Below are 14,080 nucleotides of genomic sequence, written 5' to 3'. Positions count from 1 at the left end.
CGGTTAACCGGCCAGCCGGTTCAGGAGCGCGGCCAGGGCGGCGCGGTCGTTGACGCCGGTCTTGTCGTAGACGGCGTACAGGGTGTTGGCCACGGTGCGGACGGACACGACGAGCCGCGCGGCGATCTCGCGGTTGGTCAGCCCCTGCGCGGCCAGCACCGCGATCTCGCGCTGCCTCGGCGTCAGGCTGGGCACGTCGAGGTCCATCAGCGCGAGCGTACGGGCGCCCTGGCAGCGCTGCGAGAGCCGCCAGGCCCGGGTCTGCGCCGCCCGCGCCCCGCGTACCAGCCCGGACTCGCGGTAGCGGGCCACCGCCCGCGCCGCCGCCTCGGCCGCGTACAGCAGCAGGCCGAGCCGCTCGAAGCCCTCCGAGACCGCGTCGAGCTCCGCGCCGTCGCGGGCGGCGGCGTGCCGCGCGAACAGCGCCACCAGCGGGCTCTCCACGTCGAGCGCGGCCAGCCGCGCGGACACCAGGTCGGCGCGGCCCAGCCGGACGACGTCGTGCAGCAGGAACGGCACGTCGCACGGCAGCGCGTCCTCGGCGGTCTCCAGGCAGAGCTCGACGGCCCCGGCCGCGTCGCCGCGACCGGCCAGGGTCCACGCCCGGGCCAGGCGCAGCGGCACGACGACGGACGGGCCGATCGGCGTCCCCGTCGCCTCCGCCCGCTCCACCGCCTGCTCGGCCGCCGCGACCTCGCCGAGCAGCGCGTACGCGTGCGCCAGCTCACCCAGGCACGACCCCGCCAGCACGCTGCGATCAGGCAGCCGCGCGGCGGTGTCGCGGGCCCACGCGAGAGCGTCGGCGAGCCGGCCGCGCAACCGCAGCACGCGGGCCGTCCACGTGCCGAACTCCAGGTTCGCCCGCGTCCAGGTGTGGAAAGGCCCCTCCAGGCCGTACCCCTGCCCGGCGAACCGCTCGGCGGTGTCCAGATCGCCGAGCAGCAGCGCGGCGTGCGTGGCATGGCCGGCCAAGGCGGCCGAGAGGCTGCGCATGGCGACCGGCTCCTTCGCCAGGCCCGCGCCGATCTCCGCCACGTGGGCCAGGCATTCCGCGGCCCGCCCCTGCGCCACCAGGACGGCCGCCTCCGCCCCGCTGATCATCCGCGCGCCGTGCGGGCTGAACGGGCCCATGTCCCGCGCCCGCGCCATCAGGTCCTCGGCGGCGGCGATGTCGCCGGTCAGGGCGGCCAGGACGGCCCGCATGATGAGCGTCGCCTGCCGCGGCTGAACCTCGTGGACGAGCCCGCCGGTCTCCTCCAGGACGGCTCGCGCCCGTGCGACGTCCCCGAGCCCGACGGCCAGGTTCATGGCCCGCTGCACGCCGAGGTCGGTCCGGGCCGCCTCGCCCATCTCCGCGGCCCAGGCGGTGGCGAACACCTCCTCGGCCTCGGCGTACCGGTCGGTGTAGAACAGCACCGTGCCCAGCGCGGCCAGCGCGGGAGTCCCGCCGCCCGCGGCCACGGCCGCGCGCCCCAGCCGTACGGCCAGCTCCAGGTCCCGGATGACCCTGGCACGCTCGCAGCCGGCCAGCAGCAGCCCGGGATCGCCGGTCAGGCCGCCGTCCAGCCGCCAGACGGCCACCCTGAGCACGTCCTCGTGCCGCCGCAGCCCGGCCTCCGAGACCGCCTGCGCCAGCCGGCGCACCATCGTGCGGGCGCGCAGCACGCCGCAGCCGTCCCTGATGACCTCGCCGTACAGGGGATGCGCGAGCCGCACCTGGAGCCGCCGGCCGTCCGGCTGCACCGTGACGAGCTGCCGGTCCTCCAGATGCTGGACTGCGTCGAGCGACCCGAAGGCGGCCAGCAGGTCGGCGCCGAGCGGCTCACCGTACGCCAGGAGCTCCAGCGCCTCCCGCTCCCGCGCGGTCACCTCGCCGATGCGGCCCGCGATGGTCTCGCGCAGCGTGGGCGTGATCGTCAGCGGCCCGCTCCACCGCCACACGCCACCGTCGGCGGCGAGCATCCCGGACAGCACGAGTTCGCGCAGGTAGAGGGCGTTGCCCTGGCTGACGCGCCACAGCCGGGCCACGGTCGCCGACTCCACCCGGCCGCCCAGCGCGGCCTCCAGGACGGCCGCCGTCTCCTCCAGGGAGAACGGCTCCAGCTCCAGCCGCGGCACCAGGTCGTCCTTCCACAGCGCGAGCACCGCGTCCGGCACCGGCGTCCGGCTGCGCAGCGTCGCGATCACCCGGGTGCCGTCCCGCGTCACCAGATGGTGGACGAGCGCGGCCGAGACCGGATCGAGCAGGTGGGCGTCGTCCACCACCAGCACCGGCACCCGCACCGCGGCGGCCGCCCAGCCCAGCGGGTTGCCGGCGGGCGGCGTGGCGGGGAGCAGCGGGGCGAAGGCGCCCAGCGGGACCTCCGCGGCGGCCGCCGTGGCCCGCGCCCAGGCGACCCCGTCGAGACCGTGCACGGCCTGCGCCGCCAGCCGGCTCTTGCCCGTGCCCGGCGGACCGGCCACGACCACGCCCCTGGAGGCGGACCTGATCTCCGACAATTGCGTCACACGCCCGATGAACGGCCAGGAGCCTGCCACGGCGAAAGCGTATTTGAGTAGGCCATGCTCATGCGAGCGAGTTGTCCCGCCCGCCATGCTGGGGCCCATGACCATGGCGCTGACCACCGACCTGACGGACCTCGTACGGGAGAGCCTCGGCGACCCCCTCGCCGAGATCGCGGACCAGCACGTCGACCTCCTCGACTCCGGCCCGGGGGCGTTGTCGACGACCTCGCTGCACCGCGTGCGCGGCACCACGACCGGCGGCGTGACCTGGTCGTTCTTCGTCAAGGCGATCCACGAGATCAGGCACTCGCCCTGGTACGCGGACATCCCCGAGCCGCTGCGCGCCACCGCGCTCGCGCACTTCCCCTGGCGGGCCGACGCGGACGTCTACCTGGCCCGCCCCCGGCTCCCCGGCGGGCTGCGGCTGCCCCGGATGTACCGGCTGGACGACCTGGGCGACGACCGGCTCGTCATGTGGCTGGAGGACGTGCGGGTCGCGCCCGCCGCCTGGGACCTGGACCGCTACCGCGCCGCCGCTCACCGGCTCGGCGGCCTGGCCGCCGCACAACCCGTCACGGGCCGTACGTCCGCGCCGCGCGAGCCGCTCAACCACGGCCTGCGCTACTACTGCGAAGGCCCGCTCGCCAACCTGTTCCTGCCCACCCTGCGCGACCCGGCCACGTGGCGGCACCCGCTGATCGCCGCGAACGCCGACCCCCTGCTGCAGGCCGACCTGCTGGCCCTCGCCGACCACATCGACCCGCTGCTGGACGCCCTCGACCGCCTCCCCCACACCCTCGTCCACGGCGACGCCAGCCCCTCGAACCTGCTGATCCCGGCCGACGGCTCGGCGGACTTCGTGGCCATCGACTGGAGCTGGCCGTACCCGGCGGCCGTCGGCTTCGACCTCGGCCAGCTCCTCGTCGGCCGGGCCCACACCGGCGAACTCGACCCCGCGGACCTGCCCGCCGTCCACGAGACGATCGAGGCCGCGTACACCGCCGCGGTGGCCGGCCTCGCGGACCCCGCCGAGGTCTCCTTCGGCTACGCCGCCACCCTCGTGCTGCGCAGCGCCTGGACCGCGATCCCCTTCGAACGCCTGGGCCAGGAGCCCACCCCCGAGCTGCACGACCTGTTCCGCAAGCGGGCCCGGCTCGCCCGGTTCGTCGTCGACCTGGGACGCTCCCTGCTCCCTTAGACGCGGCCGGCCGCCACGGGATCGCGCTGGTCTACACCGGCCCCTGGGAGCGCTTCGAGACCCGTCGGATGGACCGCGCACCTGGAGGCCGGGATCGTCGACAAGCCGGGCGAGCGGCCGTAGCAGGGCCGATCGGAGATGGAGGCCGCAGGGCCGCTGCTGCCGTCACGGCGACAGGATCGCGCTCGCGCCGCGCAGCAGCTCGTCGCGGAGTTCCTCGTCCGGAACGTCCGGAAGATGGCTGATCGGGTCGGTGGCCGCGGCGAAGGCCTGGGCGGCCCGCACGCGCCGGCGCCAGTCAGGATCGGGGCCGGCCAGCAGCTCGACGGCCCGGCTGGTGATGCCCACCACGCGCGACATGAGCTCGGTGGTCTCGTCGCCGTAGACGGAGGCGTCGCGCAGCAGCAGCACCATGGTCTCGCGGTGGCCGAGCATGACGTCGACGCAGCCGCCGAGCACGCGCTGCCGCACCTCGGCGAGGGTGGGCGCGGCGGCGGCGTCCTGGATCGTCGCGTCGAGCCGGTCGATCGGGGGCCGCACCAGGCAGTCGAGTATCTCGCCCTTGCTGCGGAAGTGGTGGTAGAGGGAGGGCTTGCTGATGCCGACCCGTTCGGCGACGTCCCGCATGCTGGCCGCACGGTAGGTCTGTGCGGTGAACAGCTCCCGCGCCGCCTCGATGATGCGCAACCGGGTGCCGGAGGTTTCGTTCGGTGCCAATCGCCGTCCCTCTCTCGGTTCAGGCTGAAAGCATACCCCGGTTGCCAACCGTCCGGTCGGTAGGCTAGCGTGCCAGCCACCCGACCGACCGGTAGGTCGGCTCTGGCGCGAGGAGCGCGACGATGGCACAGATCGAAGGAACCACCGCCGACGGATTCCAGGCGGTGCGCGAGTCGTTCGAACGGAACTTCACACACGGAGGCGAGGTCGGCGCCGGGCTCACCGTCTACCGGCACGGCACCCCGATCGTGGACCTATGGGGCGGCCACGCCGACCCGGAGACACGCCGGCCCTGGCGGCGCGACACCATCGCCCCCATCGCCTCCACCTGCAAGACGTTCGCCACGGGGGCCGCGCTGGTGCTGGCCGGACGCGGCGAGGTGGACCTGGAGGCCCCCGTGGCCCGCTACTGGCCCGAGTTCGCCCAGAACGGCAAGGGCGAGATCACCGTACGGACGCTGCTCGGCCACCGCGCCGGCCTGCCGACCCTGGACACCCACCCCATCACCTGGGAGGACCTGCGCGACTGGACCCCCATCACCGACGCCCTCGCGGCCGCCACCCCCGAATGGCCCCCGGGAACCGCGCACGGCTACCACGGCGTCAGCATCGGCCACCTCGCCGGGGAGATCGTCCGCCGCGTCTCCGGGCTCACGCTGAGCGAATTCCTGGAACGCGAGATCACCGGCCCGCTCGGCCTCGACTGCCACGTCCGCGTCCCCGACAGCGCCATGCCGCGCATGGCCACCATGGTCGTCCCCGACGCCGAGACCATGCGGCTCGGCATGGAGGTCCCCGAACTCGCCGACTTCGCCGAAGCGCTCAACGACCCCGCCACCCTGTCCTACCGCGCCTTCTACGGCAGCGTCGCCATCGGCTGGGACAGCACCAACGATCCCCTTACGTACCAGGTGGAGAGCCCGTCGATGGACGGCGTCGCCTCCGCCCACTCCCTGGCCCGCTATCTCGCCGCCCTGAGCGGCGAGGTCGACGGCATCCGCCTGCTCGGGCCCGAACTCGTCGACCGGATCCGCACCCCGCAGGCCGACGGGATCGACCAGACCCTGCGGGTCCACACCGCCTGGGGCATCGGCTTCGCCGTGCCCGGCGGCCCCTTCTGGCCCGCGCCCGGGCACATCACCGGGCTGTTCGGCCAGGGCGGCGCCACCGGCTCGTTCGCCTTCGCCGACCCGGACCGCGGCCTCGCCTTCGGCTACGTCCCCAACCGCGGCTCCGAACTGCTGGAAGGCGGCGACTTCCGCGTCCGCTCCCTGGTCGAGATGCTGTACGCGGCCCTGGACGACATTCGATGACCGAGCCGGGCGGCCGGCCAGGACCCGACCGCCCGTGCTCTTGTCCTGAAAAGCCCTACCGGAAGCCGGATCGCTCCCTCAGTGGGCCGCCTCGTACTGCTCCACGACAGTGGCGGCGATGCGGCCACGCTCGCTCACCGGCAGCCCCTGGGCCTTCGCCCACCGCCTGATCTCAGTGGACTTCTCACGGGTGACGGCCCGCGAGGTGCCGGCGCCACCGCGGCGGCCGCGAACACCCCGCTCGGCGCGGACCGCGCGAGCCTTGGTGATAAAGGGAGCGAGAGCCTTCTCCAGCTTCTCCCGGTTAGAGCCCGACAGGTCGATCTCGTAGCTGGTGCCGTCGAGAGCGAACCTTGTGGTCCCCTCGGCGTCACTGCCGTCGATGTCATCGACAAAGGACTCAACAATGCGTTTCGCCATGATGCTGCTCCGATTACGTTATGGTTGCAGGTACTGTAGCCCCCTTCAGCAGATCACGCACCTCCTTGCGGCGCCGTGCTGACACAATCGAACTTCACGATCGCGTCTCGCACTACAACGCCTTTCGCTGTTGTGACGCGGTTTTCGCGCTTCTCGTGCCCGGCATTCATCGACGCCACCCCGGCCCATGGCCGGGCGGGGAACATACCAGGACCCGACCTGCGCGAGGCTCGCCCAAAGACCTGCACGAGATCCCTTCTGCCCTTCTCACCAGTGATAAGCCATCAACAACCGGCGACATCCCCGGCATGGCAAGACCACGGCCGCCCTCCCGCCTCCTCTCGCGCGCAGCGCGCCCTCGCGAGCGCGGGACGCCCTTGCCCCGGACCGCCCGCACCCGCGCCGATCCTGCGCCCCGGCTCCGCTGTCAGCAACCTAGTCGCAAGTGCGTCCGCCCCGCGGTCAATAGCTATGAATCCGCTATGTTGAAGTTCGATTCAAAGGTTTGCCGGGCCATATCAGGTATTGGCCAAGAACCGCAACTCGATCCTGACGCACCGCACTGACGTTTACCAGATACGCATCCGCCGGCTCAGCAGGATCCGCCCTTTACAAAGTAGATTTCCAACCGTTTCGGGCCACCGCGCCCCGCACGATCGCGGTTGACGGTTGACGGCACCGTGGCCGTTGCGCCGGAAGCGGCGGACCCCGGCGCCCGGGAGGTCCGGCCGGCTCGGTACGCTCTTCCGTTCGAGCAGGCCTACTCTCGAAGTATGGGAGGGAGGCCATTATGGTTACCGAGATCATCCTGGGTTTCCTCGCGGCCATCGCCATATTGACCGGGTTCGGGGGCGTCAGGATCGTCAATCAGGTCGAGCGCGGCATCGTGTTCCGCTTCGGCCGGGCACAGAAGGAGATCCGCCGGCCTGGAGTCGCCTTTCTCATCCCGGGAGTTGACCGGTTGAAGAAGGTGAACGTACAGATCGTCACGATGCCGGTGCCCACGCAGGAGGGCATCACCCGTGACAACGTGTCGGTCCAGGTCGACGCCGTCGCCTACTTCCGGGTGCAGGACCCGCTGCGGGCGGCCGTCGAGGTGCAGAACTACCTGTTCGCGGTGGAGCAGGTGGCGCAGACGTCGCTGCGCTCCATCATCGGCAAGAGCGAGCTGGACGATCTGCTCTCCAACCGCGAGGAGCTGAACAAGGGCCTCGCACTCATGATCGACAGCCCGGCGCTCGGCTGGGGCATCCACATCGACCGCGTGGAGATCAAGGACGTGCAGCTGCCCGAGTCCATGAAGCGCTCCGTGGCCCGCCAGGCCGAGGCCGAGCGGGAGCGCCGCGCCCGCGTGATCACCGCGGACGGGGAGTTCCAGGCCGCCCAGAAGCTCGCCGACGCCTCCGCGATCATGGCTCAGACGCCGAGCGCCCTGCAGCTGCGGCTCCTGCAGACGGTCGTCGAGGTGGCGGCCGAGAAGACGTCCACGCTGGTGATGCCGCTGCCGGTGGAGGTGCTGCGCTTCTTCGACCGCGGCGCGCAGGGCTCCCCGGCGCGGGAGGAGTCAGCGCGGGAGGAGTCAGCGGGGCCGGTCGCGGCCGAGAAGAGCGCGCCGCCTGCGCAGCTGACGCCGCCGGACGAGCTCACCAAGATCCTCGGCCTGCGCGAGACGGCGACCCGCCCCGATTCCTGACCTCGGGGCGACCGACGACCAAACCCACGGCCGCCGGCCGGTCGCAACCGCCAGGCCGGCAGCCCGTCGCCACCGTAGACCGCCGCCGTTAGAGCGCCGCCGTTAGAGCGCCGCCGTTAGAGCGCCACCCCGTCGCCGCCGTCAGCCGGTCCGCCCGGAGTGCGAGCCGAAGCCCGAAGGGTGAGCCGAAGCCCGAAGGGTGAGCCGAAGCAGGCGGCTCAGACGGCTCGGACGGCGAGGCCCGGGTAGTCGAGGACGAGGCCCGACGCGTCGTAGACCAGGTGGCAGGCGACGTCGAAGACCGGCGCCGCGTAGTCGTAGCGCTGCCGCCCCTCCTCGTCGGCCAGCCGGGCATAGCGCTGCTCGAGCCGCTCGACGGCCAGGTCGGCGGCCCGGACGAAGGCCGCCGGAGCCGGTGAGGCGGCGCCCACGCCGAGGCGCATCCGGTGCACGGGGAACGCGTTGGTCAGGGCCGACGACTCGAGGTCGACGTCGAGGCAGCCGTCCAGCCAGGACGCCGGCGCGCCGTCCACCCGCCAGCGGCCCGCGCCGTCGGTCTCCAGGAGGATCTGGCGCCTGCCCTCGGCGGAACGGCTCGCGAGCCGGGCCGAGCGGGTGGCCCAGCTCGCGTCGAGCTCGATGACATAGTCGACGACCCAGGTGCGGCCTTCCTCGACCGCGGTCGTGCACCCCTCGACGCGGTGCCCGTCCGGCAGCGGCCGGAAGTAGACCACCTCGAAGCCGGTGCGCGCGTCGAGGTGCCGCCAGGCCGCGGTGCCGGGCGGTGGCGCGAAGGTCGTCATGGCCGGATCATGTCATCGCCCACCGACAAAAAGCCGCGTCAGCCGGTGGACAGGCGGCGGAGGGTCTGCTCGGCCGCGCGGGTCATCTCGGCGGGCACACCGAGGACGTCCAGGTAGGCGCCGGTGTCGCGCATCTCCATGGCCCGCCGTACGGCATGCGTACGGGTGCCCGTCAGGAACCGGTCGATGACGGCCTGGCCGTCACCCGCGAGCTGCTTGGCGATCTCGCCCCTGATCCAGTCCTCGTCCCCGGCCGCCTGCCCCGCCGCGACGGCCTCGCAGACCACGGAGGCCAGCCCCTTCATGAACACGCTGCGCAGCAGCTTGCGGCCCATGGCCGCCCCGGGAGGCCCGTCGAGGACCTCCACGGAGACCTCGCGCGGGCCGCCGAGCGGGCGGACGAGCCGGGCGATCGCGGCCGCCCCCGGCCCGCTGGCCAGCAGCGGGACCAGATGCCCGTGCAACGGCACCGGGCCCAGGATCGCCACGTCGGCGAAGTCGGCACGCTCGCCGACCATCCGGCCGAGCCGCTCCATGACCTCCGGAGAGGCCGAGGTGAAGTCGGCGTAGCAGGCGCCCCGCGCCAGGTGGGGCAGGCACTGCTCGGCCACGGAGGGAGCCGCGGCGGCCCCCGTCAGGACGAGCACGTACGCGGCCTGTTCGACGGCCTCCCGCAGGGTCGCCGTCCTGGTGACGCCTTCGGGGGTGGGGGTGTCGCCGGGGTCGTACCCGAGCACTTCGTGCCCGGCGGCGGCGAGCGCGGCGGCATAGACGCCGCCCGCCTCGCCCAGTCCGATGACGGCGCAACGCATGATCAATCTCTTCAGTCCTCTTATATGTGAACCATGGCTAAAGGTCGCGCGCCCGGCCGAGCGCGGCGGCGGCGCGGCGCAGCTCGGGCACCCAGCCGAGCATCTCGCTCTCGGGGTGGCGCTCGGCGGGGCCGGAGATGCCCACGGACGCCATGGAGTGGCCGTCCGGGGCCGGCACGGGCGCGCTGATGCCCGAGCTCCCAAGCACGCGTTCGTTCATGGAGAAGTGGTAGCCGCGTTCCCTGATCTGCTCCAGCTCGGCCCGCAGGTCGGCCTCGCTGACCGGCTTGCCGCCCGCGGTGCCCAGGTCGCGGACCGCGGCCATCAGGGCGTCGAGCTCGTCGTCCGGCATGGCCGCCGCGAGCACCTTGCCCGCGCCCAGGTGCAGCGGCAGCCGGCGACCGATGGGGAGCTGGTAGCGCAGCGGGTCGGCGCCGTCGACGCGGGCGATGACGATGCGCTCCAGGCCCGACCTGATGTGCAGCGTCGTGGTCAGGCCGGTGGTGGCGGCCAGCTCCTGGAGCACGGGGGTGGCCGCGCGGCTGAGGCCGTCGGTGACGAGGAAGCCGTGCGCGATGGCGAGGGCGGCCGGGCCGAGGTGGTAGGCCTGCTGCCCGGCGACCACGAACCCGCGCCGCTGCAGCACCCCGAGCAGGCGCAGCGTCGTGGCCGGGGACAGCCCGGCCCGCCGCGCGATCTCCGACAGCCGCAGCGGCTTGTCGCTGCGCTCCAGCACCTCGATCACGTCGAACGCGCGCTCGACCGAGCGCATGGACGGCTGCGGCTGTCCGGCGGTCATCGGCGGAACCCTTTCTCGCACGCGGATGAACCTGTCGTCACGCGGATTCAAGGATGGCAGCCCGTTTGCCCTCCTCGGTCACGAAGACGGCCTCGGCCGCCTGCGCGACCCGCTCGGCCTCGGCGAGCGGGACGACGACCACGCCGTCGGCGTCACCGAGGATCAGGTCGCCCGGCGCGACGGCGACGCCGCCGACCGCGACGGTGCGGCCGAGATGGCCGGGCCCGTTCTTGTACGGCCCCGCGGGCGTCACCGCGCGGGCGAAGACGGGCATGCCCATCTCCCCGAGCCCGTCGGCGTCCCTGACGGCCCCGTCGATGACGAACCCGGCCACGCCCTTGTTCTTGGCGCGCTGCCCGATCAGCTCGCCGATCAGCGCCCGGGACTCGTCGCCGCCGCCGTTGACCACGATGACGTCGCCGGGTTCGACGACGTCGAGCGCCTGGTGGATGAGCGCGTTGTCACCCGATCGGGTCCAGATGGTGAAGGCGCGCCCGGCCACGCGGGCGCCCGGCCAGATGGGGCGGATCCGGGAGTCGAGGACGCCGAGGCGGTCCATGGCGTCGCCGATGTTGGCGGTGGGCAGGGCGGCCAGCCGGGCCAGCGCGTCCTGGGAGGTCTCGCTCATTGAAGGCGCCTTTCAGCTCTTGGTGTTGCGGACGAGGGGGAGGGCCTGCTTGACCGTGGTCTCCTGGTCGGCCCAGTACGTGCTGTAGTCCTGGCCGGACTTGTACGCGGTGGCCAGGCCGAGGTCCTTCATCTTGGCGACGACCGCCGGGTCCTCGATCGCCTTCTTCAGGGCACTTTCGAGCTTGACGCGGACCTCGTCCGGCAGCCCGGCGGGCGCCGAGTAGCCGCGGGCGGTCGCCCCCTCGACCTGGTAGCCCTGCTCGGCGAAGGTGGGCGCGTCCGGCAGGAACGGGCTCCGCTCGGCCGACATGACGCCGAGCACCTGGATCTTGCCCTGGGCGACGAGGTCCTTGACGTCGCTGACGTTGCCGACGTACGCCTCGACGTGCTTGCCGAGGAAGGCGGCGATGGCCGACGACGCACCCTCCGAGAAGTGCACGGGGGCGAACTCCGCCCCGGTCTTCTGCTGGATGTCGGCCAGGGCGAAGTGCTCGCCGGTCTGCACCCCGGTCGTGGTCGCGGTGACGCTCTTCGGCTTGGCCTTGACGGCCTCGATCAGGCCTTTCAGGTCCTTGTACGGGCTGCCGGGCGCGACCCCGACCAGCATCGGGTCGAGCACCTGCATGCCCAGCGGCAGGAAGCTCTGCCGGGTGTAGGTGGCGCCCCGGCTCGGGTCGAGGGGCGAGACGACGACGGACGGCGAGCCGGTGGCGCCGATGGTGTAGCCGTCGGGCTTGGCCTTGGTGAGCGCGGTGTAGCCGATCTGTCCCCCGGCGCCCGGCTTGTTGAGCACTTCGACGTTCGTACCCAGCTCCTTCTCCAGGACGGGTGCGACCACGCGGGCCGCCGCGTCGACGGCCGCCCCGGGCGCGAACGAGACGATCAGCGTGACCGGCTTCCCCTTGCGCGGCCAGGCGCCCGCGGCGCCGCCGGACTGCTGGGCTCCGCACGCGGCGAGCGCCGTCGCCACGGCCACGACTGTGACTGTGGCCCTGGCTGCGATCTTGACTTTCACGATGGCTCCTTCTAGGGGGGTGGTGGCCTCAGGCCTCGGGGTCCTCGGCCAGGACGGCGGGTTTGCGCAGCCCCAGCAGCCGGCTCAGCAGCGGGCTCACGGCGATGGCGAGCGCGATCACCAGCAGGACGACGCAGATCGGACGGGTCAGGAAGACGGTGAGGTCGCCTTGCGACAGCTCCAGCGACTCGCGCAGGGAACGCTCCATGAGGGGCCCGAGCACGAGGGTGAGCACCAGGGGCGCCAGGGGGATGTCCAGGCGGCGCAGCACGAGGCCGAGCAGCCCGAAGGCGACCATGACGAACACGTCGAAGACGGAGAAGTTGATCGTGTACGCGCCCACGACCATGAACGTGAGGATCAGCGCGGTCAGCACCGGGTACGGGATGCGCAGGATCGACGTCCACAGCCGGACCAGCGGCACGTTGAGCACCAGCAGGATGACGTTGCCGACGAACAGGCTGGCGATGATCCCCCAGGCGACGTCGGCGTGCTCGGCGAACAGGGTCGGCCCCGGCGTCAGCCCCTGCTGCAGGAACGCGCCCATGAGCACGGCGATCGTCGGGGAGGCCGGGATGCCGAGGGTGAACAGGGGCACGAGCGCGCCGTTCGCGTGCGCGTTGTTGGCCGTCTCCGGCCCCGCGACGCCCTCCACCGCACCCGACCCCAGCTCGGCGCGGTGCCTGCTGAACCTGCGCTCCGCGCCGTAGGCGAGCAGCGAGGAGACCGAGCCGGTCATCCCGGGGACGAGCCCGAGCGCGAACCCGATCCCGGTGCCCCTGGCGATCGCCGGAACGCTGCGCCGCAGGTCGGCACGGCCCGGCAGGAGCGCCCGCAGCCCTGGGGCCACCGCCTGGGCGGTGCCGCCCCTGGCCGCCACGAGGATCTCCGACAGGCCGAAGAGCCCGATGATGACGGCGACGAAGCTGATGCCGTCGAGCAGGCGTTCGCTGCCGAAGGTGAACCTCGGCGCCCCGGCCACCGGGTCGATGCCGACCATCGAGATCAGCAGGCCGAGCACGCCGGAGATGAGCGCCTTGGTCATCGAGCGGCCGGCGAGCGCGACGAGCAGGGAGATGCCGAGCACCATGAGCGCGAAGAACTCCGGCGGCCCGATCCGCAGGCCCAGGTCGCCGAGCGGCTTGGCGGCGACGACGAGCCCGACGGTGGCGACGGTGCCGCCGACGAACGACCCGACCGCCGCGATGGTGAGCGCCACCCCCGCGCGGCCCTGCTTGGTCATGGCGTAGCCGTCGATCGTGGTGATCGCGGAGGCGGCCTCGCCCGGGGTGTTGAGCAGGACGCTGGTGATGGTGCCGCCGTACTGGGTGCCGTAGAAGATGGCGGCCAGCATGATGATGGCGCTGGTCGGGTCCAGGTTGAGGGTGAGCGGGATGAGCAGCGCCACCCCGGCGACGGGCCCGATGCCCGGCAGCACCCCGATCAGGGTGCCGAGCAGGCAGCCGATGAACGCGTACAGGAGGTTCTGCGGCGACAGGGCCGTGGCGAGCCCGCCGAGCAGGTCGGCCAGGACGTCCATCACAGGCCCCAGCCGGCCAGGAGCGGGATCGCCGACGGCGGCAGCTGCACCATCAGCCCCTGGTCGAAGCCGTGGTAGATGCCCACGCTGCCGGCGAGGGAGAGCACGAGCGACAGCGCCCAGCTCCGGCCCGCGCGCCACTTGAGGTGGAACATGAGGAACGCGAACACGCTGATCTGGTAGCCGGCCAGGTCCATGGCGGCCGCGAGCACCACCAGGCTGCCGAGCACGGCGGCGGCGTGGCCCACGTCGGTGCGCTCGGCCGGGCCGTCCTCGTCCGCACGGGCCCGCCTCGTCTGGGCGGCCCAGGCCAGCGCGAGCAGCCCGAGCGCGATGGCCAGCACGAACGGGAAGAACCCCGGCCCGGGACCGAACGAGGTCCACAGGCCGAGCCCCAGGGATTCGACGGCGACGTAGCACGCGAGCGCGACAAGAACCACGTGCGCGCCCGCTCTCAGCCTCGCGTCGGAAGCCCGCGCCGCCGCGGCCGCGGCCTGGTCGTCAGGGGCGGGGGCATGCTCGGCGAACGCCTGTTCATGGCTCATGGGGGTGTAGCCGCCTTCCAGTCTTTTCACACAGTGAAAAGTCTTTCCATTTCATGACAAGCGTGCTGGGAGGCGTGCGGACATGTCAAG

Annotated in this window: 13 protein-coding genes; 3 read left to right on the top strand and 10 right to left on the bottom strand. The window is 72.7% G+C overall.

Going from position 1 to position 14,080, the window contains the following annotated elements:
• Positions 1 to 3: 3 nt before the first annotated feature.
• Positions 4 to 2,538 (bottom strand): LuxR C-terminal-related transcriptional regulator, encoded by a 2,535-nt coding sequence (locus ABZX61_RS24745; RefSeq protein WP_355197981.1) that lies wholly within the window; start codon positions 2,536 to 2,538, stop codon positions 4 to 6.
• A gap of 67 nt (positions 2,539 to 2,605) precedes the next feature.
• Here ABZX61_RS24745 and ABZX61_RS24740 point away from each other — a divergent pair, with 67 nt between their 5' ends.
• Positions 2,606 to 3,703 (top strand): hypothetical protein, encoded by a 1,098-nt coding sequence (locus ABZX61_RS24740; RefSeq protein ID WP_355197979.1) that lies wholly within the window; start codon positions 2,606 to 2,608, stop codon positions 3,701 to 3,703.
• A gap of 165 nt (positions 3,704 to 3,868) precedes the next feature.
• Here the strand turns inward: ABZX61_RS24740 and ABZX61_RS24735 are convergent, their stop codons facing one another.
• A complete protein-coding gene (locus ABZX61_RS24735) occupies positions 3,869 to 4,420 on the bottom strand; it encodes a helix-turn-helix domain-containing protein (protein WP_355197977.1) in 552 nt (183 codons plus the stop codon).
• Positions 4,421 to 4,542: 122 nt separating this feature from the next.
• Between ABZX61_RS24735 and ABZX61_RS24730 the strand changes: the two genes are divergently transcribed.
• The gene (locus ABZX61_RS24730; RefSeq protein WP_355197975.1) at positions 4,543 to 5,733 is read left to right on the top strand and encodes a serine hydrolase domain-containing protein; all 1,191 of its coding nucleotides are present in this window, start codon (positions 4,543 to 4,545) and stop codon (positions 5,731 to 5,733) included.
• Between the two features lie 78 nt (positions 5,734 to 5,811).
• Here ABZX61_RS24730 and ABZX61_RS24725 read toward each other — a convergent pair whose 3' ends face one another.
• Positions 5,812 to 6,153 (bottom strand): Lsr2 family protein, encoded by a 342-nt coding sequence (locus ABZX61_RS24725; protein WP_185077364.1) that lies wholly within the window; start codon positions 6,151 to 6,153, stop codon positions 5,812 to 5,814.
• A 790-nt stretch (positions 6,154 to 6,943) separates the two neighbouring features.
• Between ABZX61_RS24725 and ABZX61_RS24720 the strand changes: the two genes are divergently transcribed.
• Positions 6,944 to 7,846 (top strand): slipin family protein, encoded by a 903-nt coding sequence (locus ABZX61_RS24720; protein WP_355197973.1) that lies wholly within the window; start codon positions 6,944 to 6,946, stop codon positions 7,844 to 7,846.
• A 218-nt stretch (positions 7,847 to 8,064) separates the two neighbouring features.
• On the opposite strand, the gene ABZX61_RS24715 is transcribed toward ABZX61_RS24720, so the two are convergent.
• The 7 genes from ABZX61_RS24715 to ABZX61_RS24685 are packed head-to-tail and all read right to left on the bottom strand — an operon-like array spanning position 8,065 to position 14,020.
• The gene (locus ABZX61_RS24715; protein ID WP_355197971.1) at positions 8,065 to 8,649 is read right to left on the bottom strand and encodes a putative glycolipid-binding domain-containing protein; all 585 of its coding nucleotides are present in this window, start codon (positions 8,647 to 8,649) and stop codon (positions 8,065 to 8,067) included.
• Between the two features lie 38 nt (positions 8,650 to 8,687).
• The gene (locus tag ABZX61_RS24710) at positions 8,688 to 9,461 is read right to left on the bottom strand and encodes a DUF1932 domain-containing protein (RefSeq protein WP_355197969.1); all 774 of its coding nucleotides are present in this window, start codon (positions 9,459 to 9,461) and stop codon (positions 8,688 to 8,690) included.
• Between the two features lie 37 nt (positions 9,462 to 9,498).
• Positions 9,499 to 10,260: an IclR family transcriptional regulator gene (locus ABZX61_RS24705; RefSeq protein ID WP_350739431.1), complete on the bottom strand. Its 762-nt coding sequence runs from the start codon at positions 10,258 to 10,260 to the stop codon at positions 9,499 to 9,501.
• Positions 10,261 to 10,297: 37 nt separating this feature from the next.
• On the bottom strand, positions 10,298 to 10,888 hold the full coding sequence (locus tag ABZX61_RS24700) for an RraA family protein (protein WP_350739434.1): 591 nt from the start codon (positions 10,886 to 10,888) through the stop codon (positions 10,298 to 10,300).
• Between the two features lie 12 nt (positions 10,889 to 10,900).
• Positions 10,901 to 11,905 (bottom strand): tripartite tricarboxylate transporter substrate binding protein, encoded by a 1,005-nt coding sequence (locus ABZX61_RS24695; protein ID WP_355197966.1) that lies wholly within the window; start codon positions 11,903 to 11,905, stop codon positions 10,901 to 10,903.
• Between the two features lie 28 nt (positions 11,906 to 11,933).
• Positions 11,934 to 13,445 carry a tripartite tricarboxylate transporter permease gene (locus ABZX61_RS24690; RefSeq protein ID WP_355197964.1) on the bottom strand — a complete coding sequence of 504 codons (1,512 nt, stop codon included), beginning with the start codon at positions 13,443 to 13,445 and terminating at the stop codon, positions 11,934 to 11,936.
• Positions 13,445 to 14,020, bottom strand: coding sequence for a tripartite tricarboxylate transporter TctB family protein (locus tag ABZX61_RS24685; RefSeq protein WP_355197962.1), 576 nt, complete (start codon positions 14,018 to 14,020; stop codon positions 13,445 to 13,447). Before ABZX61_RS24685 ends, ABZX61_RS24690 begins: the two co-directional genes overlap by 1 nt.
• Positions 14,021 to 14,080: the final 60 nt, after the last annotated feature.

Source organism: Nonomuraea sp. NPDC003709, from assembly GCF_040610775.1.
Classification (GTDB): Bacteria; Actinomycetota; Actinomycetes; order Streptosporangiales; family Streptosporangiaceae; genus Nonomuraea; species Nonomuraea angiospora_A.
This window is presented reverse-complemented; position numbering and strand designations above follow the sequence as displayed.